Source organism: Advenella incenata (assembly GCF_004217095.1).
Lineage (GTDB): Bacteria > Pseudomonadota > Gammaproteobacteria > Burkholderiales > Burkholderiaceae_B > Advenella > Advenella incenata.
This window is the reverse complement of the sequence record NZ_SHKO01000003.1, coordinates 162,339-184,773: the sequence shown is the minus strand read 5'-3', so window position 1 is coordinate 184,773 and position 22,435 is coordinate 162,339. Positions and strand designations below refer to the sequence as shown.

At 55.1% G+C, this 22,435-nt stretch carries 19 protein-coding genes; 4 read left to right on the top strand and 15 right to left on the bottom strand.

Annotation, left to right across the window (positions count from 1 at the left end):
* Positions 1–47: 47 nt before the first annotated feature.
* Together icd and EV681_RS17060 are read right to left on the bottom strand one after the other, a co-directional pair.
* The gene (gene icd, locus EV681_RS17065) at positions 48–1,304 is read right to left on the bottom strand and encodes an NADP-dependent isocitrate dehydrogenase (RefSeq protein WP_128394930.1); all 1,257 of its coding nucleotides are present in this window, start codon (positions 1,302–1,304) and stop codon (positions 48–50) included.
* A 189-nt stretch (positions 1,305–1,493) separates the two neighbouring features.
* The gene (locus EV681_RS17060; RefSeq protein WP_341273447.1) at positions 1,494–5,579 is read right to left on the bottom strand and encodes a Pls/PosA family non-ribosomal peptide synthetase; all 4,086 of its coding nucleotides are present in this window, start codon (positions 5,577–5,579) and stop codon (positions 1,494–1,496) included.
* 255 nt (positions 5,580–5,834) lie between these two features.
* On the opposite strand from EV681_RS17060, the gene EV681_RS17055 reads away from it, so the two are divergent.
* A complete protein-coding gene (locus EV681_RS17055; protein ID WP_130304712.1) occupies positions 5,835–6,263 on the top strand; it encodes a DUF1841 family protein in 429 nt (142 codons plus the stop codon).
* 338 nt (positions 6,264–6,601) lie between these two features.
* Here EV681_RS17055 and EV681_RS17050 read toward each other — a convergent pair whose 3' ends face one another.
* Positions 6,602–6,970, bottom strand: coding sequence for a c-type cytochrome (locus EV681_RS17050; protein ID WP_128394933.1), 369 nt, complete (start codon positions 6,968–6,970; stop codon positions 6,602–6,604).
* Between the two features lie 13 nt (positions 6,971–6,983).
* Positions 6,984–7,337 (bottom strand): c-type cytochrome, encoded by a 354-nt coding sequence (locus EV681_RS17045; protein ID WP_128394934.1) that lies wholly within the window; start codon positions 7,335–7,337, stop codon positions 6,984–6,986.
* A 163-nt stretch (positions 7,338–7,500) separates the two neighbouring features.
* On the opposite strand from EV681_RS17045, the gene EV681_RS17040 reads away from it, so the two are divergent.
* The gene (locus EV681_RS17040) at positions 7,501–8,373 is read left to right on the top strand and encodes an AAA family ATPase (protein ID WP_128394935.1); all 873 of its coding nucleotides are present in this window, start codon (positions 7,501–7,503) and stop codon (positions 8,371–8,373) included.
* Between the two features lie 34 nt (positions 8,374–8,407).
* On the top strand, positions 8,408–9,580 hold the full coding sequence (locus tag EV681_RS17035; protein ID WP_128394936.1) for a vWA domain-containing protein: 1,173 nt from the start codon (positions 8,408–8,410) through the stop codon (positions 9,578–9,580).
* Positions 9,581–9,688: 108 nt separating this feature from the next.
* On the opposite strand, the gene EV681_RS17030 is transcribed toward EV681_RS17035, so the two are convergent.
* The 11 genes from EV681_RS17030 to hrcA form a co-directional block, all read right to left on the bottom strand.
* Positions 9,689–10,558, bottom strand: a complete 870-nt coding sequence (locus EV681_RS17030) for a TOBE domain-containing protein (RefSeq protein WP_128394937.1) — start codon at positions 10,556–10,558, stop codon at positions 9,689–9,691.
* Positions 10,555–11,253: an ATP-binding cassette domain-containing protein gene (locus tag EV681_RS17025; protein ID WP_128395120.1), complete on the bottom strand. Its 699-nt coding sequence runs from the start codon at positions 11,251–11,253 to the stop codon at positions 10,555–10,557. The genes EV681_RS17030 and EV681_RS17025 overlap by 4 nt, the downstream gene beginning before the upstream one ends.
* Positions 11,254–11,315: 62 nt before the next feature.
* The gene (modB, locus tag EV681_RS17020) at positions 11,316–11,987 is read right to left on the bottom strand and encodes a molybdate ABC transporter permease subunit (protein ID WP_128394938.1); all 672 of its coding nucleotides are present in this window, start codon (positions 11,985–11,987) and stop codon (positions 11,316–11,318) included.
* Between the two features lie 12 nt (positions 11,988–11,999).
* The gene (modA, locus tag EV681_RS17015) at positions 12,000–12,776 is read right to left on the bottom strand and encodes a molybdate ABC transporter substrate-binding protein (protein ID WP_128394939.1); all 777 of its coding nucleotides are present in this window, start codon (positions 12,774–12,776) and stop codon (positions 12,000–12,002) included.
* Between the two features lie 252 nt (positions 12,777–13,028).
* Positions 13,029–13,919: a methylglyoxal synthase gene (locus EV681_RS17010; RefSeq protein ID WP_128394940.1), complete on the bottom strand. Its 891-nt coding sequence runs from the start codon at positions 13,917–13,919 to the stop codon at positions 13,029–13,031.
* A gap of 114 nt (positions 13,920–14,033) precedes the next feature.
* Positions 14,034–15,158, bottom strand: a complete 1,125-nt coding sequence (gene dnaJ / locus EV681_RS17005; RefSeq protein WP_128394941.1) for a molecular chaperone DnaJ — start codon at positions 15,156–15,158, stop codon at positions 14,034–14,036.
* Positions 15,159–15,256: 98 nt separating this feature from the next.
* Complete coding sequence (dnaK, locus tag EV681_RS17000; protein ID WP_014751546.1) at positions 15,257–17,185, bottom strand: molecular chaperone DnaK; 1,929 nt, start codon at positions 17,183–17,185, stop codon at positions 15,257–15,259.
* A 226-nt stretch (positions 17,186–17,411) separates the two neighbouring features.
* Positions 17,412–17,993, bottom strand: coding sequence for a nucleotide exchange factor GrpE (grpE, locus tag EV681_RS16995; protein WP_128394943.1), 582 nt, complete (start codon positions 17,991–17,993; stop codon positions 17,412–17,414).
* 245 nt (positions 17,994–18,238) lie between these two features.
* Entirely contained in the window at positions 18,239–19,114 is an 876-nt protein-coding gene (locus EV681_RS16990; RefSeq protein ID WP_130304711.1) for an MOSC domain-containing protein, read from the bottom strand.
* Positions 19,115–19,153: 39 nt separating this feature from the next.
* Positions 19,154–20,140, bottom strand: a complete 987-nt coding sequence (gene hemH, locus EV681_RS16985; RefSeq protein ID WP_130304710.1) for a ferrochelatase — start codon at positions 20,138–20,140, stop codon at positions 19,154–19,156.
* A 218-nt stretch (positions 20,141–20,358) separates the two neighbouring features.
* Positions 20,359–21,360 (bottom strand): heat-inducible transcriptional repressor HrcA, encoded by a 1,002-nt coding sequence (gene hrcA, locus EV681_RS16980; protein WP_130304709.1) that lies wholly within the window; start codon positions 21,358–21,360, stop codon positions 20,359–20,361.
* Between the two features lie 163 nt (positions 21,361–21,523).
* On the opposite strand from hrcA, the gene EV681_RS16975 reads away from it, so the two are divergent.
* Positions 21,524–22,411, top strand: a complete 888-nt coding sequence (locus tag EV681_RS16975) for an NAD kinase (RefSeq protein WP_128394947.1) — start codon at positions 21,524–21,526, stop codon at positions 22,409–22,411.
* Positions 22,412–22,435 lie beyond the last annotated feature (24 nt).

Here is a 22,435-nt window from a genome sequence, read left to right as displayed (position 1 = left end):
ATATGAACCATGCGGGTTTGAGAACCGACGTAATACGTCAGCCGGTATTACATATTTTCGATCATGACCTGGCCAAAGCCGGAGCAGCTCACTTGCGTTGCGCCTTCGAGCAGACGGGCAAAGTCATAAGTGACTTTTTTGGACAGAATGGATTTTTCCATTGAAGAGATGATCAGATCAGCCGCTTCAGTCCAGCCCATGTGACGCAGCATCATTTCTGCAGACAGGATCTCTGAACCTGGGTTCACGTAGTCCTTGCCAGCATATTTGGGCGCTGTGCCGTGGGTTGCTTCAAACATGGCAACGGAGTCGGACAGGTTGGCGCCAGGAGCGATACCAATACCACCCACCTGGGCGGCCAGCGCGTCGGACACGTAGTCGCCGTTAAGGTTCAATGTGGCGATCACAGAGTACTCGGCCGGACGCAACAGGATTTGTTGCAGGAAGGCGTCGGCGATGGAATCCTTGATGATGATTTCTTTGCCTGTGCGTGGATTCTTGATTTTGCTCCATGGGCCGCCATCGATCAGCTCGGCGCCGAATTCTTTCTGTGCCAGTTCGTAGGCCCAGTCACGGAAGCCACCTTCGGTGAACTTCATGATGTTGCCTTTGTGAACAATGGTCACGCTTGGCTTGTCATTGTCGATCGCGTACTGGATAGCCTTGCGCACCAGGCGCTCAGTGCCTTCTCGTGATACGGGCTTCACACCGATACCGGAAGTCTGGGGGAAACGGATTTTCTTGACGCCCAGTTCGTTCTGCAGGAACGCTATTAGTTTCTTGGCCTGGTCAGATTCTGCTTCGAATTCGATACCGGCATAGATGTCTTCGGAGTTCTCACGGAAAATAACCATATCGGTTTTTTCCGGCTCACGTACAGGTGAAGGGACACCCTTGAAGTAGCGTACCGGACGCAGGCAGACATACAGATCCAGCTGCTGGCGCAGCGCCACGTTCAGCGAACGGATACCGCCGCCAACAGGCGTAGTCAGCGGACCCTTAATGGAAACCACGTAATCCTTGACCGCTTCCAGTGTTTCTTCAGGCAGCCAGACGTCTGAGCCATATACTTTTGTGGATTTCTCACCAGCGTAGATTTCCATCCAGTGGATTTTGCGTTTACCGCTGTAAGCTTTTTCGACCGCAGCGTCCACAACCTTGAGCATCACAGGCGTGATATCGGCACCAGTGCCGTCGCCTTCGATGAATGGGATGATCGGCTGGTCAGGGACATTCAGAGAAAAGTCGGCGTTGACCGTGATTTTTTCGCCCGATGAAGGGACTTTAATGTGCTGGTAAGACATGCTGGCTCCGTAACCCACAAGTAAAAAACATGAAGACAATCGTTGGATAAACGAGTCTTATATAAGACATATTAGTTTAACTGAAAAACGGCTGTTTTGCGGTGGGAATCCCCCATATCCAAACAAAATATGGTAAGCACAGGCCGTGCCCGCTTCCTTGCGGTCTTTTGTGAACAGGCAGACAGCGCGTCAAGCCATCGTTTCAGCCCGCACATCTGTCTCGCAATTGCCTGCCACGCCTGTCACCGCGTCATCTGCATGCTTCTGGGCATGCTTCTGGGATTGATGCCAATTCTGTGCGGGTGAGCCGATCCAACTACTATTGGCAGGAATCGATTCGCCCTTCATCACGGTGGTCAACGGGCCGATCCGCGCGCCCCGTCCGACCCGACTACCATACAGGATCGTCGTGCGCGCCCGCAGATTGACCCCCTCCTCTATATGTACCTGCCCGATTTTCATCACCCGATCTTCAAACAGATGGGTTTGCGGACCGGACAAACCGTTAAGTTCGGCATAATCGCCAATATGTACACAATCGAACTCCGTCATATCCGTGGTGTCCAGATACACACCCTTGCCAATATGAACTCCCAGCAAACGCATCAGGAGCGGCAGAAACACGGTGCCCCGCAGATAATCGAGAAAATTGGAAACAGCCATTGATTCATAGACATTCGTCACCGCCTCGCTGACCCATACGTACAACGACCACATGGGCGCCGAGCCTGGCCGATAGCGCTGCAGCAACAGCCATTTGAGCAACACGACCAGGACAAAGGAACTGATACCATACCAAAGACCATCGCGCATCAATGAAGGCAGTGCCTGCACGACTGAAACCATGGATTCGTAACGAACCACATCATAAACGATCAGGTAGCCGGCGCAAATGGTAAATGCCATTGGCAATACAATGCGCAGCGATTCCACGAAGGCACGACCCAGGCGACGTCCGACGGTGGGACGAAAGGTCGACTGTTCATCAAACCGCGTCATCATTTCACGGGCAGGCAGGATGATCGGTGGCGAACCAAACCAGGTGTCGCCCGGCCTCATCTGCTCGCTTTGCGGTGCACGTGTTTGCACGCCAATCAGCACATTGGGCGCGACCACTGTCCCGTCCGGTACGTAGGCACCATTGCCGATAAAGCTGCGATGGCCGATGACGGTGTTGCGAATGGTCATCCAGCCCCCATCCACTTCGTCGTCACCCAGCATGACGGCATCGGCAATGAATGCATCGTCGCCCAGCGTAAGCATATTGGGCGCCGCCCCCATGATGGTTGAAATTTCGGCATTCTTGCCGATCCGTGCCCCCAGCAGGCGGTACCATGACGAGGCGAATATCGTTGCATATACACCATGCAGGGTATGCAGGCTGGCCGCCTGTATCTGGTTGATTAGCCATTTGCGATAATACAGCGCGCTATACACCGAGTACCGTCCCGGCTGCATTTTGGGCAAGGCCAGCCAGCGCACCAATGCCGAGAGCAGTGCAGTAAATAGAATCAGCACGAATGACGCCGGAATGGCAATGATGAAATATTTCATTCCCGATAACAGGAAATTGTCATAATCAAAATTCGGATCCAGCAGGTCGATGAATATGAAGGTGGGAAACAGGGGCGTAAAAAAGAGCAAGGCAATGAACAGGCTACCCAACGCATAAAAAAGCCATTCAAAAGCAATCCGGCCCGGGCCAGGCGCGGGCCGTGGTGGCAAGGCAGAACAATAATCGCTGGCAATCATTCGCGAAGGCGATCCCTCCCAGACCTGGGCAGCGCCAATCTGCTGCCCGTCATAAAGCGAAGACAAGCCGTTTAATCTGCCGTCCTGTGCAATGCCGGTATTGCCTTCGAGCACACAGTAGGAACCAACATAAGCGTTTTTGCCAATATGCGTGTTCCCCAGCACCAGTTGTCCGTTCTGTACCCGGGCGTTTTCAATATGGACCTCTGCACCTACACTGGCGCCCTCTTCGATCGTGAGCATTGAAGGCACACGAACGGTCATGGAACTGAGCATGACTTCGCGCCCGATACGTGCGCCCATGCATCGTAAGTAGGCAGCATAGATGCGTGTTCCGGCGATCAAATAAAGCGGCGCCACATTGGCCAGCCGATCCGACAGCCACCAACGAAAAAAGGTGAATCCCCAAAGGGGATAACGACCGGGTTTTAGTCCCGCAGTAAGCAATTGCCTGCCCAGGATTGCCAGCACAAAACTAAGCAGATAGACCGCTATAAAGACAATGAATGACATCCCGATGGCATACCAGGTGCTGTCGTACATTTCACCCGTCAGATTATGGTAAGTAAAAAAGGGAGCCAGCCACTGCATGATGGATAACGTAATCAAGAATGGCACAGCAGCAAACTGGGCGATGCCGCAGACCAGCCGGCGGCGCCAGGTATTGCTTGGCGCAGGTGAAAATGGCGCCTGCGCTGGCGCAGCCGATTGTTGCGAATCGGCGCGTTGCATACAGTCGCCGATGGCCTGCACGGTACGCTTCTGATATACATCCTGCACCGTCAGTGCAGCATATCTGGGCACGCTGCGAACAAGCGATACCAATTGCGCGGCCAGCAAGGAATGCCCGCCCATATCCGAGAAAAAATCGGCCTGCAAACGAATTGCTTGTCCGGGAAATAGCGAGCGCAATACATCGAACAGGTTTTTTTGCGCGTCATTCTGCGGTTCGTCAGACTCAAGACCGGCATCTGGCCCGATGTGTACTGGCATCTGCGCCAGCGCATGGCGATTGATCTTGCCAGAAACCAGACGTGGCACGCTGTCGGTATATTCAAAAAAAGCGGGAACCATGTAGGCTGGCAGACGCGTTTTCAGGATATTGCGCAAGGTGGCGCCCGAAGCCAATAGTTTTTCCTGTCCGGGATCAACCACAATCCATGCCACCAACTGGTCCACGCCCGCAATCGTACGCACCAGGACCGCCGCAGTTGCCACGCCCGTTTGCTCTGCAAGCGCCGCTTCGATTTCACCAAGCTCAACGCGAAAGCCGCGGATCTTGATCTGATCGTCCACGCGTCCCAGGCACTCAATTGTTCCGCCTGGCAATATTCGCGCCAGATCACCGGTTCGATACAGCCGCGCTTCCTGCTCCCCTTGAGCAAAAGGGTTGACAAGAAATTTCTCCGCGGTCAGATCGGTACGTCCCAGATAGCCATGCGCCACGCCAGGTCCAAAAATACAGAGTTCCCCGACCTCGTTGACAGGCACCAGTTGCTGCTGGTCATCGATCACCGCCAATCCATAATTGGGCAAAGGCGTGCCAATAGTCACCGGCTTGTCGATCGACAGTTGCTCGAGCGTTGCAGACACGGTCGCCTCTGTCGGCCCATACGTATTGAAAAGGCGAATGCGGCCATTATCCAGCTTGGCCACCAGCGCATCCGGACACATTTCACCGCCCATATTGATAATCCGCAGACTTTCCGGGACCTCTGCAAACATGGCCAGTAGCGTCGGAACCGCGTGCAATACGGTCACACCGGATTGTTGCAAAACTGTAGGCAGCCCGACCGGATCAGCAGCCACCTGTTTGGGCGCAATCCAGAGGCTGGCGCCGGCCAGCCAGGAAATCCAGATTTCCTCGAACGACATATCAAAGGCCACAGAAAACCCCTGATACACCAAGTCAAAATGGGCGATCCCCAATATATGATTTTCACTGCGCAGGAATGGGCAGATATTCTCATGACGAATCGCAATGCCTTTGGGCTTGCCGGTAGAGCCTGACGTATAGATCAAGTACGCGGGATCGGACGGCAGCACACCCTGCCGTCGCAGCATGTGCCGGCCGACATTGACAGTCAGATTCCCGGGATGCCATTGCGTTATGTCGCTGCCCGACTTACCTGAATTGATATATTGCTTGTCGGCAATAATACCCCGTGCATCGGCGTCTTCAAGGCAGACCGCTACTCGCTCGGCAGGCGTGTCAATATCAAAGGGAAGCCACGCAGCCCCCGCCTTGGTAATAGCCAGTTGCGCGATCAACAACTGGCTGCCCCGCTCCAGCCATAGGCCGACAATATCACCCGGTGCAACACCGGCGGATAACAAATGATGGGCCATCAAATCTGCCCTGTCATTTACCTGGCGATAGGTTAGCCGCTGCGAGCCGTCGATAAGGCAGATATGTTCTGGGTAGGTGGCTGCCGTGGTTTCAAAGATGTCGGCCAGCGTTTCATGTCGCAAAAATTGCGGCATACAGGGCCCACGCAAAATCGACAGATTGGGAGTAAACACGTGTAGCTCCTTGCGCCCGGGGCAATCAGATAGCATAAAAAAACCGATCCTGTCACGCGAGCACCCCTGCAATGGCCGTGGTATGATGAGGTATCAGTCAGTGGCAGCAAGTATGACGAATCCGAACTGACGGGGCACTTAATAAGTGGCCCGAATATTCAGGCGGCGCCCGCTACCTGTTTCTATCTGTTTCATCGTGTTTTTTTTCATGTCCCCGCGCGATCGCACGACGCCGGTTTTAATTGCCCTCTTTTTATGTTCAATCCATCCCGCGATCAGGTTCGCCAGTTTTTTACGGAAACCTGGGCCAAACATCGTCAGAATAAAATTCTCACGCCCATGGAGTCCATGGCTCTGACCTGGATTTTGCAACACCCAGAGTATCACCCTGCACTGGAGAATCCGGATGCAGCTCTGCAGGAATTCTCGGTAGAAAAAGGACAGGTCAATCCGTTTTTGCATTTGTCCATGCATCTGGCCATCAACGAACAAGTATCTATCGACCACCCGCCAGGCATTCGCGGCATCTATGAGCAATTGGCTGCCCGCAGCGACGAACATCACGCTATGCACGAAATCATGGAGTGCCTGGGCCAGGTTATCTGGGAATCACAGCGACTGGGCAAACCGCTGGACACCGACCATTACCTGGAACTGCTGCGCCAGCATTCAACCAGGCATTAACGTTGCCGATGTGGAGCCGATAGACCACCTCTTCTGATACCCTTCTTGCGCCTGTCGCAGACAACAACCAGACAGGCTGCTGTCATGCACAAGTCCAGCGCACTGGGTTAGTGCATTGAACACTTTGTGCGAAGGGAGATCGGAGATGGGAGATGCGGTCAAGGCGTCAGACCTATCGGCCTGTGAACCTGCTGCCCACGCCAGGACGAAAAAAAACCGGAACATACATTCCGGTTTTTTTGTCTGGCACTCGTGCATGCATATGTATGACGGCACCTATATGACAACAGCAATAATCTACAACTGCAATATTCCGATCGTAATGACCGCAGGTCAGTTTATTTGCGGTTGTGTGTCAGCGGACCTTTCTGTGCGGAAAGCCATGCTGCGATATTGACGATATCGGCTGAACCCAGTTTCTTGATTTCGTTGCCCATGATCGGATTTTTGCGAATATTGGCAGAATTGGGCGCATTGCTTACACCACGCTGGTATGCAGTCAGGGCATGGACCAGGTAATCATCATGCTGGCCAGCCAGAATGGGGTACATCGGTGCAATGGTTTTGTCGCCGGCGGCGCCGTGACAGGCCACACAACCGTTCTTCTCAAATGCGGCCTTGCCGGCAGCCAGATCTGCAGCCTGAGCAGATGCGATACCCACGAGTGCGCATACGGCACCTGACAATAAAATAGAGACGCGTTTCATATCAGTTCCCGGATTATTTTACTTGAGAGAAATAGGCTGCAATATCCAGCATATCCTGATCAGACAGGCTTTTTGCGATAGCGACCATGGAAGGGAAAGTCCGGGCACCGGATTTGTATTCTTTCAATGCAGCAACAATGTAGTCCGCATTCTGGCCCGAAATCATGGGAACCCGATAGACTTCGGGAAAGCTGGCGCGGTATTCAGGAATGCCGTGACAACCAATACACATGGAGATTTTACCTTTGGCAGCTTCGATGTCCCCTTTGGGAGCAGCGGCCTGCTGGGCAAATGCCTGACTAAAGAAGGCACAGGGAACCACAATGGCGAGCGCAGCAACTGAGCGCTTGAAAGCGGATAACTTCATATTTTGCTCTTTTGTTAGCGAATGTCGAGATTGAACGTACCGCGAGACTGCCAGCGGGTCAGATCAGCTTTAAAGCTTCAGATTGTACGACATAATTGATCTAGATTAGGGTAGTATTGAGGATCAGATGCTCAAATCATCCCTATTTTGTTGCAGAATTGAAATGAAACCAAGCCAATCTTCTTCGAATCCCAGCCGCTTTGGCGGTACTGAACGTTACGTTGCCACTGACGATCTCAAACTGGCTGTCAATGCCGCCCTTACACTGCAACGGCCGCTGTTGATCAAGGGTGAGCCGGGTACGGGCAAAACCATGCTGGCCGAAGAAGTGGCCGGCGCCCTGGGCTATCCGTTGCTGCAATGGCATGTGAAATCCACTACCAAAGCACATCAGGGCTTGTATGAATACGATGCCGTCTCGCGCCTGCGCGACTCGCAGCTGGGTGACGAACGGGTTCGCGACATTGCCAACTACATTCGCAAAGGCGTGCTATGGCAGGCCTTCGAATCCGATGTGCCTACCGTGGTGCTGATCGATGAAATAGACAAGGCCGATATCGAATTTCCCAACGACCTGCTGCGCGAACTGGACCAGATGGAGTTTCATGTGTATGAAACCGGCCAGACTATTCGTGCCAAACATCGACCGCTGGTCATTATCACCTCCAACAACGAAAAGGAACTGCCTGACGCCTTTTTACGCCGCTGCTTTTTCCATTACATCCAGTTCCCCGACCGCGATACGCTGCGTGAAATCGTCAAGGTGCACTACCCGGAAGTCAAAACCGACATTCTGCGCGCCGCGATGGATCACTTTTTCATGCTGCGCGATGCGCCGGGCCTAAAGAAAAAACCGTCTACGTCCGAATTCCTGGACTGGCTGGCCCTGTTGCTGGCCGAAGACATCGACGCAGCCCGCATTGATGCCCACGCGGCAACCTCGGTTCCCGTGATGGCCGGCGCGCTGCTCAAGAACGAGCAGGACATCAGCCTGCTGGAACGCCTGTCGGGTCTGGCCCGTCAGACACGGCGCTAATCAGGCGTGCTGGTTTCGGGGTGACAAGCCTACTATGTTTATCGATTTTTTCTATCACCTGAAAAATCACAAGATTCCGGTCTCGGTCAAGGAATACCTGACCCTGCTCGAAGTCCTGCGCGAGCGCGTCATGCCGCCGTCTCTGGATGACTTCTATCATCTTGCGCGCCTGACGCTGGTCAAGGACGAAACGCTTTTTGACCGCTTTGACCAGGCCTTTGCCCTATTTGTCAAAAAGCTGCCCGCCACCCTGCCCGCCGGCCCCGACATTCCGCTGGACTGGCTGATCAGCCAGATGCAGAAAAACCTGACGCCCGAAGAGAAAGCGGCGCTTGAAAAGCACGGCTGGGACAAGCTCATGGAGATGTTCAAAGAACGTCTGAACGAGCAGAAAGAACGCCATGCCGGAGGCAGCAAATGGGTGGGCACCGGCGGTACATCACCGTTTGGCAATAGTGGTTATCATCCGGAAGGCATCCGCGTTGGCGGCCCGTCTGCAGGCAACCGGACCGCAGTCAAGGTGTGGGAAGAACGCCGTTTTCGGGAATATGACGATCAACAGGAACTGGGCACACGCAATTTCAAGGTAGCCCTGCGGCGCTTGCGCCGCTTTGCCCGGGAAGGCGCTGCAGAAGAACTGGATCTGGACGACACCATTCGCAGCACGGCGCGCAACGCCGGTTTTCTTGATGTCAAAATGGTGCCGGAGCGGCATAATGCAGTCAATGTGCTGATGCTTCTGGATGTTGGTGGCAGCATGGATGATCACATCGCGCGCGTCGAGGAACTGTTTTCAGCCTCGCGAACGGAGTTTCGCAACCTGGAAGTCTGGTATTTTCACAACTGCCCCTATGAGCGTTTCTGGCGCTATGACACAGGCGGGCGCCGTGTATATACCGACACCTGGGAGTTGCTGCGAACCTACAATGCCAACTGGCGTGTTATTTTCGTGGGCGACGCCACCATGAGCCCATACGAGATCGTCCACCCCGGTGGTTCGGTGGAACACTACAACAAAGAGGCTGGCGCCGTCTGGCTGGCCCGCATCCTGGACGCCTGGCCCAAGTCCATCTGGCTCAATCCCGAACCACAAGCCTACTGGCAGTATCGGCAGTCAATTGATGTCATTCGCAATATCATGCAGAACCACATGTATCCGGTCACCATGACGGGTATCGAAGCGGCCATGCGGCAATTGTCGAAATAATCTTTTTTCTCTATTATCGGCGCATCCCGGCATTTTTCTATCTGGCGACAACATCGACTGGCGCATCCCTGCCGGACAAATAAACATGTCCGTGCTGAACACACCCTTTCAATCGACGCCCAGAATCACCGCGTCGGGATCGATATGAACCCAGATCTGGTCTCCCTTGCGCAAGGGCTGTGCCTGATCCTGGCCCGCAACGGCAATCAGGTGAACGTCGGGCGCAATCTGCACCTCGAGCTCCTGTTGATTGTGCATGCGCCGGGTACTGCGGATAAGCCCGCAAAATTCATTCTGCCGCACATGCTGCTGCCGGGCGAACCGGATTGACGGCGCTTTGATGAGCAAATAGACGGCCACGCCCTTTTTCAGACCCAGCGCCTGCGTGCTGGCGTGCGTAATATTCACGTTCACTTGCAGCGAGTCGTGCAGTCCGACGCCGATTGTGTCGCGCATGCCATCGCGCTCAATGGTCGCGACCACACCCTGCAAATGATTGCGCGCACTGGTTTTTCGCAGGGGTAACGGGCGTGCTGCCAGACCACCCACAGCATCCAGTTCAACGTCGGGCTCAACGGCGTGGTCCTGTTGCCTGCGCAGTTGTTCATAATACTGCAGCAGCGCCTGCCCCTTTTCACTCAGCAGTGTGCGTCCGCCGCCGCGCCCGCCCTTGGCGGCAATGACAACGGCCTGACCAAGACGAGTCTGCAGATTGCGCAGCCTGTCCCAGGCCGTTTTATAAGTGACTCCAGCAGCTTTGGCCGCGGCAGTAATGGAACCCAGCTGCTTGACGTGACCCAGCAATTGCAGATCGCGTTCATCGGCAAGGTCGTGCTGCTCAAGACCAAAGCCAATTGCCGTACGCACATTCAGTCGTGGTCGTGAACGCTCAACGACCGTGTCTGTGCTCGCCGAAGAATGGGTTGCCGGCTCAGGGGCGCCGGCAGATTCCCCAGCAGGTGCTCGCCGCCGGGTCATGCGGTCCCCCGCTCACGAATACTGCCGTTATGAACATGCAGCAGCAGATCTCCAAAAACAGCCACATCAACAGGATCATGTGTGACCAAAATCAAAGGCAATTGCAATTGTGATTGCAACTGGCTGATCTCCTGACGCAGGTGCTGTCGCAAGTTAGTGTCCAGCGCGGCAAAAGGCTCGTCAAGCAACAGCAGGCGCGGACGGCTGGCCAGTGCCCGCGCCAGCGCGACCCTTTGCTTTTGTCCGCCGGAAAGCTGTTCCGGATAGCGATCAGCATAGGCTTGCATATGCATTTTATCCAGCCAATAATCCGTTTGTTCACGCCAGGCATTGCGCGCCGGGTTCAACAAACCGCGGCTAAGGCTGAAAGCTACGTTTTGCCGCACCGTCAAATGAGGAAACAACGCATAGTCCTGGAAAAGGTAGGATATGTGCCGTTCCCGGGGTGTTTTGGCAATGCCCGCAGCAGAATCGAACAAGACATCCTGGTTCAGCACAACCCGACCGCTGTCCGGTGTCATCAACCCAGCCAGAGCGCGCAATGTCATGCTTTTGCCGGCACCAGACGGGCCCTGAATCACAATGCGCCGGGTACGCGCAGAAAATTCTACATCCAGTGTAAAACCATGTTGCGCAAGAGGCATTTGACGGCGAATGGACACATCAAGCACAAACGGCGTATCGGGCTGATTCATAACAGAATCTGCACCCCGCTGGCCCTCATCGGGCGCCACTGCTGTCGGTCTCATTGCGGATCTCATTGCTGCTCCAAACGGCGCGGCGCCAGATATCTTGCGGAAAACAGAATGATAACGCATACAATTGAGATGATCGCCACAATGAAATTGGCCTGCGCATCGGCCCCCGCCTGCACGGCTTCATATACCGCAATGGAAAGCGTCTGGGTTTTCCCGGGGATATTGCCGGCAATCATGAGTGTGGCACCGAACTCGCCCAGCGCGCGTGCAAACGCCAAAAGCAAACCTGCAAGAATGCCGCGCCAGGCCAGCGGCAAGGTAACGCGCAAAAACAGCGCCACCTCGTTCAGTCCCAACACCCGGGCGGCATCTTCATAATTGCTGTCAACACTTTCGAAGGCGGCGCGCGCTGGCTTAAATACCAGCGGAAACGAAACCACGACCGCGGCCACCACTGCACCCTGCCAGGTAAAGATCAGTTGTATGCCAAACCATTGATCAAGATAGCGCCCCAGCCAGCCATAGCGCCCCAGAAGCACAATCAGATAGTATCCAAGAATAGTGGGCGGCAGCACCATTGGCAGGGTCAGGATGGTATCGAGCAGGTCCCGCCCGGGAAAGGCGCGACGCGCCAGCAACCAGCCCGTGCCAATGCCCAGGACAAGATTGATCAGAATTGCAAAACCGGCAACCTTCAGGGAAATCAGCAAGGGGATCCAGACGGGTTCCATAACGTATTGAGATCAGGGCTTTTTGAAGCCAGCATTGGCAAAGATGGCCTGTGCCGGTGCAGAATCAAGAAACTGCACGAACGAACGGGCTTGCGCCGCGTGGGCCGAAGACTTGATGACGGCAACCGGATAGCTGACGAGCGTATTGATCGGCAAGGTCTGCACCACGCTGACCTTGTCGCTGCGCACGGCGGCATCGGTGGCATAGACAAATCCGGCCTGCACTTCGCCACGCGAGACGTAGTCCAGCACCTGGCGTACATTCTCGGCAAAAATGAATTTGGACGCGAGCTTATCCCACTGACCACTTTTTTCCAGGCCTTCGCGGGTGTAACGGCCGACAGGCACGCTGGCCACGTTGCCCACGGCGATTCTCTTGACTGCCGAGGCCTCCAGGCTCTGCAGATCTCTGACTGCGCCGTTGGAGGAGGCCGGGACGATCAGCACCACTTCATTACGTACGAAATTTTTTCGAGTTGCTTCATCAAGCAGGCCGCCTTTAGCTGCGTCATCCATGCTTTTCTGGTCGGCAGAAGCGAATACATCCACCGGGGCGCCCTGGCGGATCTGCTGCACCAGCGCCCCCGAGGCGGCAAAGTTATACTGAATGTGGGTATCTGGATGGGCTTTGCTGTATGCCGCTGCCACTTCCTTAAATACATTAGTCAGGCTGGAAGCGGCCGACACGGTCAGCGTGTCGGCACCAGCCGCAAGCGATGCGACCGAAAAAACCAGACCGACGGCCAGCGCATGCACCCGGCGATACCTGCGAATATTATTTTGTTTCATGGCTTCCTGCAAAAAATGAACATTGAAGAGGTATCGGGTCCCGGTGCCTGAAACGTTCATGATGGCTGGTCCAACTCGATATATAGTCGATTATATATCGAAAACTGTCTGCGGCCGAATTTGATGCAGAGCACGCACGCCAAACGCAAGCCCGGTTGCTGATATCGAACCGGCAAGGCGACAACGCCTGCTTGCGCGCTACCGCATCCTGCAGCGATCAGCTTTCAGTCGATACAGCCCCGGCACACGCGCCTATACAGCGTTGGCGCGTTGCACGGCATCCGCCCATTTGCGGGCCACTTGCCTTGCGGTGGCGCAGGTCGCGTCGTGCGTTACCACTCGCACTGCGCGTTCCAGCAACTGAATATCTGCTTCATGCTGTCTGGCAACATGCGGGTCTTCAAAAAAGATGACCCGCTGGCATTTTCTGTCCAGCACCAGATCGGCAATTTGCGCATCCCCTCCCAATGGACCGCTCAGATAGCGGTCTACCCAGGGTTTGCCTGCCGGCCAGCCCTTGGACCAGGCCAGTTCGTTCAGCAGCCCGCCGGTGGTGCCAGTGGCAACACGACGTTCGAACAGCGACAGTATCTCGAAATACTGCGAGGCATAGGCGACCATTTCCGCCTTGAGCGCATCGTGGGAAATCAACGCCAGGGTCTGTCCGCGAATCACGTCGGACGACAGGCAGTCGGACAGGGGATCGAGCCCAGCCAACACCCGTTCGACTTCCATCCATTCGATGGCGCCAGCCACAGTTGAAATAAATGGCTTGCCGTGCGTAATGCACTGCCGCTTGAGCGCCAGCGCCTCGGGAAAAATCGAGGAAGGGTCCACCGGATCAATAAGATAAATGGCGCCATCCAGTGTAATGGGCGTTGCTTCATGAATGGTTACGCGTGATACCAGCTTCATCAGCCCCCCTTCTCGTCCGTATGGATAGCGGATATTTTTCCGGTAACCCGACAGGAAACCTTCGCGCTGGATGGCGTCATACGTACGGCCAACGGTATGTAGTTCTATATCCAGTTCGCGAATCGTCTCGGATGACGCCTTGAGCCAGGTAAACAGCCCCGCATCAGGCGTTGCATGGTGCAGGCGATTGGCTGCAAGCGCAAAACGAAGACTGCTCGTTGATGACATATGACATACTCCCCGATATTGAACGTAGCAAACACAAACTCATGCAAAAAAAATGCACGTAGTGATACGTGCATTCTAAATAGGAACCGCAGCCTGGACAGGCATGTTCAGTGATCAGCTGAAAAAATCTTTCACTCTGTCGGTCCAGGACTTATTCTTTGGGGAATGGCGATCGCCTCCATCGTTAAGCGAGGTCTCGAACTGCCGCAACAGCGCCTTCTGTTCGTCGCTCAACCGAATGGGTGTTTCGACAACTACGTGGCAATACAGGTCACCCGGATAGGACGCCCGAACACCCTTGATGCCCTTGCCGCGCAAACGGAAAACCTTGCCGGTCTGCGTGCCTTCAGGAACCGTAATTTCGCCTTTGCCACCCAATGTGGGCACTTCCAGATCGCCACCCAGGGTTGCAGTCACAAACGGTAGCGGCACTTCACAGTGCAGATCGTCGCCATCACGTTTGAAAATACTGTGTTCCTTGATGGAAATTTCGACATACAGGTCGCCCGCAGGGCCACCATTGACGCCCGGCTCGCCGTTACCACCCGAGCGAATACGCATCCCGTCATCGATCCCGGCTGGGATCTTGACCTGCAGGGTTTTGTTCTTGCGCTTGCGGCCTACACCATCACATGCCGTGCACGGATCTTTGATTTCCTTGCCGGTACCGTGGCAGGTCGGGCAGGTTTGCTGGACGCTGAAAAAGCCCTGCTGCATACGCACTGCGCCTGCGCCATGGCAGGTGTGGCAGGTCGTAGGTTCGGTGCCGGGTTTGGCGCCGGAGCCGTGACAGACATCACAATTTTCCCAGCTAGGTACGCGAATCTCGGTTTCCATCCCCTTGGCAGCTTGCTCAAGAGTAATATCCAGCCGATAGCGCAGATCGGCGCCGCGAAATACTTGCGGGCCACCGCCTCGCCGTCCGCCGCCGCCACCGCCAAAGATGTCGCCGAAGATGTCACCAAAGACATCTCCGAAGCCGGCACCGCCGGCGCCGCCCATGCCTGCATTGGGATCTACGCCCGCATGACCATAGCGGTCATAGGCATCGCGTTTCTGCGGATCGGACAGGATTTCGTAGGCTTCCTTGGCTTCCTTGAATTTTTCTTCTGCCTCGTGACTGTCCGGGTTGCGATCCGGGTGATACTTCATGGCGAGTTTGCGATACGCCTTCTTGATGTCCTCGTCCGAAGCGTTTTTGGCCAGACCCAGGGCTTCGTAGTAATCACGTTTTGCCATCGTTATACGCCTTTGATTTCTTTTTAAATATATAAAAAACAATACCCGGCCCTGTCATTTTTCAGACCGGCCGGGTTTTTCTAATCAGACAACCTGCATTATTTGTCGTCGCGTTTCACTTCTTTGAAGTCAGCGTCAACAACGTTGTCGTCTGCTGGCTGGGCCTGCTCAGCACCAGGCTCACCCTGGGCTTGCGCCTGGGCCTGCATGTCCGCATACATTTTCTCGCCCAGCTTCTGGGATGCGGTTGTCAGCACTTCAACCTTGGCATCGATCGCAGCCTTATCGCCCTCTTTGAGCACTTCTTCGAGCTCTTTGAGTGCCGCTTCGATCGCTTCCTTATCGGCCGCTTCCAGCTTGTCGCCATATTCAGTCAGTGACTTGCGGGTTGAGTGAACCAGCGCATCGGCCTGATTACGGGTCTGGGCCAGCTCGGCGACACGATGATCTTCGTCAGCGTGTGCTTCGGCGTCCTTGACCATGCGTTGAATCTCGTCTTCGGTCAGACCGGAGTTTGCCTTGATCGTGATTTTGTTTTCCTTGCCGGTGCCTTTGTCTTTTGCTGAAACGTGCAAAATACCGTTGGCATCGATGTCAAACGTCACCTCAATTTGTGGCAGACCACGTGCAGCAGGTGGAATACCTTCCAGATTGAACTCGCCCAGCCCCTTGTTACCGGCGGCCACTTCACGCTCACCCTGGAACACCTTGATGGTCACGGCAGGCTGATTGTCCTCTGCTGTAGAGAATGTCTGCGTAAAGCGGGTTGGGATCGTGGTGTTTTTCTGGATCATTTTGGTCATGACGCCACCCAGGGTTTCAATACCCAGGGACAATGGTGTCACATCCAGCAGCAGCACGTCTTTACGATCACCGGACAGCACCGAGCCCTGAATCGCAGCACCAGCAGCCACGGCTTCGTCAGGGTTCACGTCTTTACGTGGGTCCTTGCCGAAGAACTCTTTGACTTTTTCCTGCACTTTTGGCATGCGGGTCATACCACCGACCAGGATCACGTCGTCGATATCTGACACTTTGACACCAGCGTCGGTAACCGCTGTACGGCAAGGCGCAATGGTGCGTTCAATCAGATCTTCAACCAGCGCTTCCAGTTTGGCGCGGGTAATCTTCAGGGTCAGGTGTTTCGGACCAGATGCATCAGCAGTGATGTATGGCAAGTTAACTTCAGTCTGCGTTGCGGAAGACAGCTCGATTTTGGCCTTTTCAGCCGCTTCTTTCAGGCGTTGCAGCGCCAGCACGTCTTTGCTCAGGTCAACGCCCTGTTCCTTTTTGAACTCGGCAATGATGTAATCGATAATACGCTGGTCAAAGTCTTCGCCGCCCAGGAAGGTGTCACCATTGGTAGACAGCACTTCGAACTGTTTCTCGCCATCAACGTCGGCAATTTCGATAATGGAAACGTCAAAGGTACCGCCACCCAGGTCATACACCGCAATCTTGCGGTCGCCTTTTTCGGTCTTGTCCAGGCCAAAAGCCAGGGCAGCCGCAGTTGGCTCGTTGATGATCCGTTTGACTTCCAGACCGGCAATGCGGCCTGCATCTTTGGTTGCCTGGCGCTGGCTGTCGTTGAAGTAGGCTGGCACCGTGATAACGGCTTCAGTCACTTCTTCGCCCAGATAGTCTTCGGCAGTCTTTTTCATTTTGCGCAGCACTTCAGCGGAAACCTGTGGAGGCGCCATTTTCTTGCCGCGAGCTTCGACCCATGCATCACCGTTGTCAGCCTTGACAATCGTGTAAGGCATCAGGTCAATGTCTTTTTGCACGGCTTTTTCTTCGAATTTGCGGCCGATCAGACGCTTGACTGCGTAAAGTGTATTTGTCGGATTGGTCACTGCCTGACGTTTGGCAGGTGCGCCAACCAGCGTTTCACCGTCTTCCATGTAGGCAATAATGGATGGGGTCGTGCGTGTGCCTTCTGCGTTTTCCAGAATTTTGACCTTATCGCCATCCAATACTGCCACACAGCTGTTGGTGGTACCCAAGTCAATACCAATGATTTTTCCCATTTGAGTCTACCCTATTATCAAATAATTCAAAATAATGGATCCTGCTTGCGAGATTCGCGACACAGGATCTTTCGTTGTCTAGTACGTGGGGCTGGCGGTTTGCGATTTCAAGAGAAAAAAACCCGATTTTTGTGATTTTTTTGCATTTCTGGCACGTTTTTTGATCACAAACCGTCATTTGGACAGAAAAACGGCCGGTAGACCTGGGTCTGCCGGCGCATTATATTTACCCCTGGCCCGCCGAGACGGTGACCAGCGCAGGACGCAGGACCCGATCGGCAATGGTATAGCCTTTTTGCAACGTAGTGGCGACCGTGCCTGATGGCACATCGGCTGGAACAGTAGAAATGGCCTGATGCACATGCGGGTCAAACTTGTCCCCTGCGGCGGGAGCCACTTCCTTAAGATTATTGCGATCAAAGGCGGCTGTCAGTTGACGCAGGGTGGTCTCAAGCCCTTCCCTGAGTGATTCAAACGACTGGTCTTCCAGCGCCAACGCGGCTTCAAGGCTGTCACGAACGGGAACCAGGCTTTCTGCAAAAGATTCGGTACCGAATTTACGCGCCTTGGACACATCATCCTGGGCACGGCGGCGTACATTTTCCATTTCGGCATGAGCACGCAGCAACTGATCATGATACTGGCTGACTTTGGCTTCGAGTTCGGTATATTTGGCTTCCAGATCGTCTGTCGGCGTATTTACCGCGTCCTGGTCAGGCTGTTCAGTGTCGGCAACCTCAGCCTGAGTGGTTTGTTCGTTGTCAGCCTTGGGGGCCTGGTTCTTGTTAGGATCAAATTCCTGTGTCATTTCTACTCCTGCATCAAATCAATATAGTTACCCCCCACTTGGGGGCGGCGAAGATAAATTCAAGGGTGCAACTGTGGCAGTATTGGCGGCTTCCATGCCTGCGCCATGCCTGCCCATAATCGGGCTGTTGCATAACAACGGCCAAAGGCGCTATCGCTGCGGCCGCCTCAAAGGGCGAGCGCGGCACAACCAGGGATTAATGCAGACGGCAACCGCAAAACCCGCGCACTTGCCACCGCATAAGCTCAGAAATCGTATTCTGGCTGCACTTGCTGACCGATATGCAGCACATCGCTGATGTTGTCGGTCAATACGGCATTTACGCCAAACAGCACGCCCAGGTCGGCACTGCGGGTTTGCATCAATGTAATGCCCGGCTCATCGGCGAACGTAGCCGATGCCGGGTCAACATTCGGGATCGTGCAGCGGGTACACGGTTTGACGAAGGCAAAATTGAGTTTTCCTGCGGTGAGCCCGAAAACATAATCCTCTTCATACTCGGGCAAACCGTCCAGCACGATATTGGGCCGGAAACGGATCATGTGTACCGGCGCCTGTTGCTTGCCGGCCAGGGTGGCATTGAGCGCATCCAGTGAAGCGGTGCTGGCAAACAAAAACGGAAAGCCGTCGGCAAACCCGAAGGTCTGGTCCTGCGCATTTAACGGCATCCAGTCGCGGTGGCGCTGTTGCCAGCTCTCGGGAAATTCGGGCATAACGCGTCGTTGCGACTCAGGATGCAGGCGCAACAGGCGACAGGGCTGACCCAGCACCTGGCTGAACCATTGGTCTGCCTGGTCGCTGACGGGCATGCCTTGCGGCTGACCGCTCCACACCCTGACGACAATCGCTTTGTCATCCGCCTGCGGTGCATCCAGCGAGACCGTCAGCGTCGACGCGCCGGGGGCCTGCAAGCGCAGCTGGTTCAGTGCCAGATCAAGCGCCGGCTGGATCAGCACCATGCGCGGCACCGTGCGCTGGGTCATCATCGCACCGGCGGCATCAACCAGAATAAACTGCCGGTCCCATTGGACCCCTGCCGCGCTGATTTGTGCACGATCGAGCGCAATGCCGGCGCAGGATTTAATGGGATACACATACAGACCACTAATGGTAACGGCCATGATGACTCTCTAAAAAAACAAATAAATAAAATGGTTCGGTCAGACCATGTCGGGCCAGCCGGCAATATGTTGCCTGATCAGGCCCGACATGGCATTGATCCATGCCGGTTGATCATTCAGACAGGGAATATAGCGAAACTGCTCGCCGCCTGCCTGACTGAAGGCACGCGAACACTCAATTCGGATTTCCTCCAGTGTTTCCAGGCAATCGGCCACAAAACCAGGGCATAGCACGTCGACGTGGCGGATATTGTCTCCCGGATAAGCCTGCAGCACCGACAGCGTCGAAGGCCCGAGCCATTCGGCCCGGCCAAACCGGCTTTGAAAGGCGATGTCGATCGGCACCCCTTCTGCCGCCAGCCGCAGCTGCAGCGCCTCGGCCGTGGCCGTGCAATCACGCAGATAGGGGTCGCCCAGCTCCACAGAGCGCTTGGGCAAACCGTGGAAACTGAGCAGCAACTGCTGGGGTTTACCGTGTTCGCGCCAAAAATCGCGCACATTTTGCGCAAGCGTATCAAGATAACCGGGTAACTGATGGAACCGCTTAACGAAACGCAACTCGGGCAAATCACGTGCATCGCGATACAGCGCCAGCGTGTGCTCGAAAATGGTTGCGGTTGTGCTGGCGGCAAATTGCGGATAAAGGGGAACGATCAGAATCCGCTCGCAGCCTGCTTCACGCAATTGTGTAAAGGCCTGTTGCATTGACGGTTGTCCATAGCGCATGGCCAGCACCACGGTAGCGGCAATCTGCTCGCGATCCAGTTGCGCCTGCACACCCTGGGCCAGGCGCTTGCCATACACAAGCAACGGCGAACCGTCTTCCATCCAGATCTCGCGGTATTTTGGCACCAGCTTGGACGGCCGCAGCGGCAGGATCGCCAGATTCAGTATCGGCTTCCAGACGGCGGGCGGGATTTCAACCACGCGTGGATCGGACAGAAACTCCGACAGATAGGCCCTGATTGCGCCTGCATCTGGACTGGCCGGGGTGCCCAGGTTGATCAGTACAACTCCTGTATTCATGCTTTCCTGTAGGTTGCGGATACGGTGCCGCCCATCAGACTGTCCGCCAGACACGAACGGCGCGGCAACTCAAAAAAAGTGCCACGCATGGCAGCTTTTACAAATGCAATATCGAGATAGGATTGTACCCGGATTGCGCACCCGCCATGGGCCGCAGCACCTGCAACTGCCACAATGGACTGCCGCGCGCTGTCTGCTGCAGTGGGGCCTGCAGCGCTTTACTGGTGGCTGAGCGCGTTGGACAACAGCCTGGCCGTCAAGTCCACAATAGGAATGACGCGATTGTAGGACATGCGGCTTGGGCCGATCACGCCCAGCGTACCCACGATTTTCCCGTCAACGCCATACGGCGCAGTAATGACAGAGACATCTTCCATGGGCACCAGGCTCGAATCACCACCAATGTAGATTTTCACGCCCTGTGATCGGTCTGTTACATCGAGCAGTTGCATCAGGTCGGTTTTCTGCTCGAACAGCGAAAACATCTTGCGCAGACGATCCATATCGGTGGCAAAATCCTTGATCTCCAGCAACCGGCGCTCGCCGGAAATGACCACGGACGACTCCTGATCATCGTCATTGCCTGCGTCCACCGCAGCCTGCATCAGCGAGGAAATTTCCTCTTTGAGCTCATTGAGCTCGGTCCCGATCTGCTCGCGCACCTGCTCAAAGGATTTACCAGCGAAATTATAATTGAAATAATTTGCGGCCTCGATGAGCTGGGCTTCGGTGTAATCGTGCACGGGGGACAGAATCCGGTTCTGCACGTCGCCATCGGGCGTCACGATAATAAGCAGGATCCGCCGCTGCGACAACCGGATAAATTCAATCTGGCGAAATACCTGCGAGCGCTTGGGCGTGAGCACCACACCGGCAAACTGGGTCAGGTTGGACACCAGCGACGCGGCCACGCTGAGCGCCTTGCTGGGCGCCGTGTTGGAAAAAATATCATGCAGTTCGGACGGCTGCTCCAGTTCGTAGGGCTTGATCACCAGCAGATTGTCCACGAACAGGCGGTACCCACGGGGCGTGGGAATGCGGCCTGCGGACGTATGCGGGCTGTGAATCAGGCCCAGGTCTTCCAGGTCCGCCATCACATTGCGGATTGTGGCCGGCGAGAGCTCGAACAGCTTGGACAGCGTTCTGGAACCTACCGGCTGTCCATCATCAATATACCGCTCGATCAGAGCTTTCAATAGTGCGTTTGCGCGATCATCCATGGTGGGTCTGTTATGGTTTGTACCAGAGGATATTTTACGGGCACGTTAATTGTTAAACCTGCAGTCAATGTAGAATAACGTATTATGACGTTTGCCGTAGGTTTCATTTCCGGTACTTCTGTTACTTTTCATTGTCGTTTCGTTTATTGTATATGGTTTCATTATGCATTTTTCAACCATAGCGCTGGTCGGCAGATATCATGACTCCGGTCTTGATGCCCCGCTACGAGCGCTGGCAGGTGTGCTGCACGCAGCAGGCCGACAGGTTCTGATTGAAAAGGAAACGTCCGAGAACACCGGAGTGACCGAATATCCCGCGGCGACAACCGCCGAAATCGGCAGCCAGGCCGACCTGGTCATTGTCATGGGCGGCGATGGTACGATGCTGGGCGTCGGCCGCAAGCTGGCCCAGTACGACGTCCCGCTGCTGGGCATCAACCACGGACGGCTCGGCTTTATCACCGACATTCCGGTGCAAAACGCCCTGGAAGCCATCGAATCGGTTCTTGATGGCCAGTACGATATTGAGCACCGCTCGCTGCTGCAGGCCTCTGTGGTGCGCGATGATCAAACCCTGACCTGTGCCCTGGCCTTAAATGATGTGGTGCTGAACCGGGCAAGTCGCGGCGGCATGATCGAAATCTGCGTGGAATACAATGAAACGCTCATGTATCGGCAGCGCGCCGACGGCCTGATCGTTGCCACCCCGACCGGTTCTACCGCGTATTCGCTCAGCGCCAGCGGCCCGATCCTGCATCCGGCGGTCAACGCGTTTTTGTTGGTCCCGGTGGCCCCACAGACGTTGTCGAACCGCCCCATTGCGGTACCCGACACCGGTACGCTCACCCTGACCCTGACAGAGGTGGGTCGGGTAGAAACCGGCGCCAGCGTGCATTTCGACATGCAAACCTGGTCCGATCTGCAGTTGGGCGACAAAATCGTGGTGACCAAGGCAGATCATCAGATCCGTTTCCTGCATCCAAAAGGCTATAGTTTTTTCTCCACCCTGCGCCAGAAGCTGCACTGGAATATCATGCCAGAAACCGCTTAGCAACCCGCGCCAGGACCCTGATCC

What these genes read in the sequence shown, in the direction of transcription:
- icd (WP_128394930.1), bottom strand. Translation starts at nt 1,304, where the DNA reads ATGTCTTACCAGCACATTAAAGTCCCTTCATCGGGCGAAAAAATCACG.
- EV681_RS17055 (WP_130304712.1), top strand. Translation starts at nt 5,835, where the DNA reads ATGTTCAATCCATCCCGCGATCAGGTTCGCCAGTTTTTTACGGAAACC.
- EV681_RS17050 (WP_128394933.1), bottom strand. Translation starts at nt 6,970, where the DNA reads ATGAAACGCGTCTCTATTTTATTGTCAGGTGCCGTATGCGCACTCGTG.
- EV681_RS17045 (WP_128394934.1), bottom strand. Translation starts at nt 7,337, where the DNA reads ATGAAGTTATCCGCTTTCAAGCGCTCAGTTGCTGCGCTCGCCATTGTG.
- EV681_RS17040 (WP_128394935.1), top strand. Translation starts at nt 7,501, where the DNA reads ATGAAACCAAGCCAATCTTCTTCGAATCCCAGCCGCTTTGGCGGTACT.
- EV681_RS17035 (WP_128394936.1), top strand. Translation starts at nt 8,408, where the DNA reads ATGTTTATCGATTTTTTCTATCACCTGAAAAATCACAAGATTCCGGTC.
- EV681_RS17030 (WP_128394937.1), bottom strand. Translation starts at nt 10,558, where the DNA reads ATGACCCGGCGGCGAGCACCTGCTGGGGAATCTGCCGGCGCCCCTGAG.
- EV681_RS17025 (WP_128395120.1), bottom strand. Translation starts at nt 11,253, where the DNA reads ATGAATCAGCCCGATACGCCGTTTGTGCTTGATGTGTCCATTCGCCGT.
- modB (WP_128394938.1), bottom strand. Translation starts at nt 11,987, where the DNA reads ATGGAACCCGTCTGGATCCCCTTGCTGATTTCCCTGAAGGTTGCCGGT.
- modA (WP_128394939.1), bottom strand. Translation starts at nt 12,776, where the DNA reads ATGAAACAAAATAATATTCGCAGGTATCGCCGGGTGCATGCGCTGGCC.
- EV681_RS17010 (WP_128394940.1), bottom strand. Translation starts at nt 13,919, where the DNA reads ATGTCATCAACGAGCAGTCTTCGTTTTGCGCTTGCAGCCAATCGCCTG.
- dnaJ (WP_128394941.1), bottom strand. Translation starts at nt 15,158, where the DNA reads ATGGCAAAACGTGATTACTACGAAGCCCTGGGTCTGGCCAAAAACGCT.
- dnaK (WP_014751546.1), bottom strand. Translation starts at nt 17,185, where the DNA reads ATGGGAAAAATCATTGGTATTGACTTGGGTACCACCAACAGCTGTGTG.
- grpE (WP_128394943.1), bottom strand. Translation starts at nt 17,993, where the DNA reads ATGACACAGGAATTTGATCCTAACAAGAACCAGGCCCCCAAGGCTGAC.
- EV681_RS16990 (WP_130304711.1), bottom strand. Translation starts at nt 19,114, where the DNA reads ATGGCCGTTACCATTAGTGGTCTGTATGTGTATCCCATTAAATCCTGC.
- hemH (WP_130304710.1), bottom strand. Translation starts at nt 20,140, where the DNA reads ATGAATACAGGAGTTGTACTGATCAACCTGGGCACCCCGGCCAGTCCA.
- hrcA (WP_130304709.1), bottom strand. Translation starts at nt 21,360, where the DNA reads ATGGATGATCGCGCAAACGCACTATTGAAAGCTCTGATCGAGCGGTAT.
- EV681_RS16975 (WP_128394947.1), top strand. Translation starts at nt 21,524, where the DNA reads ATGCATTTTTCAACCATAGCGCTGGTCGGCAGATATCATGACTCCGGT.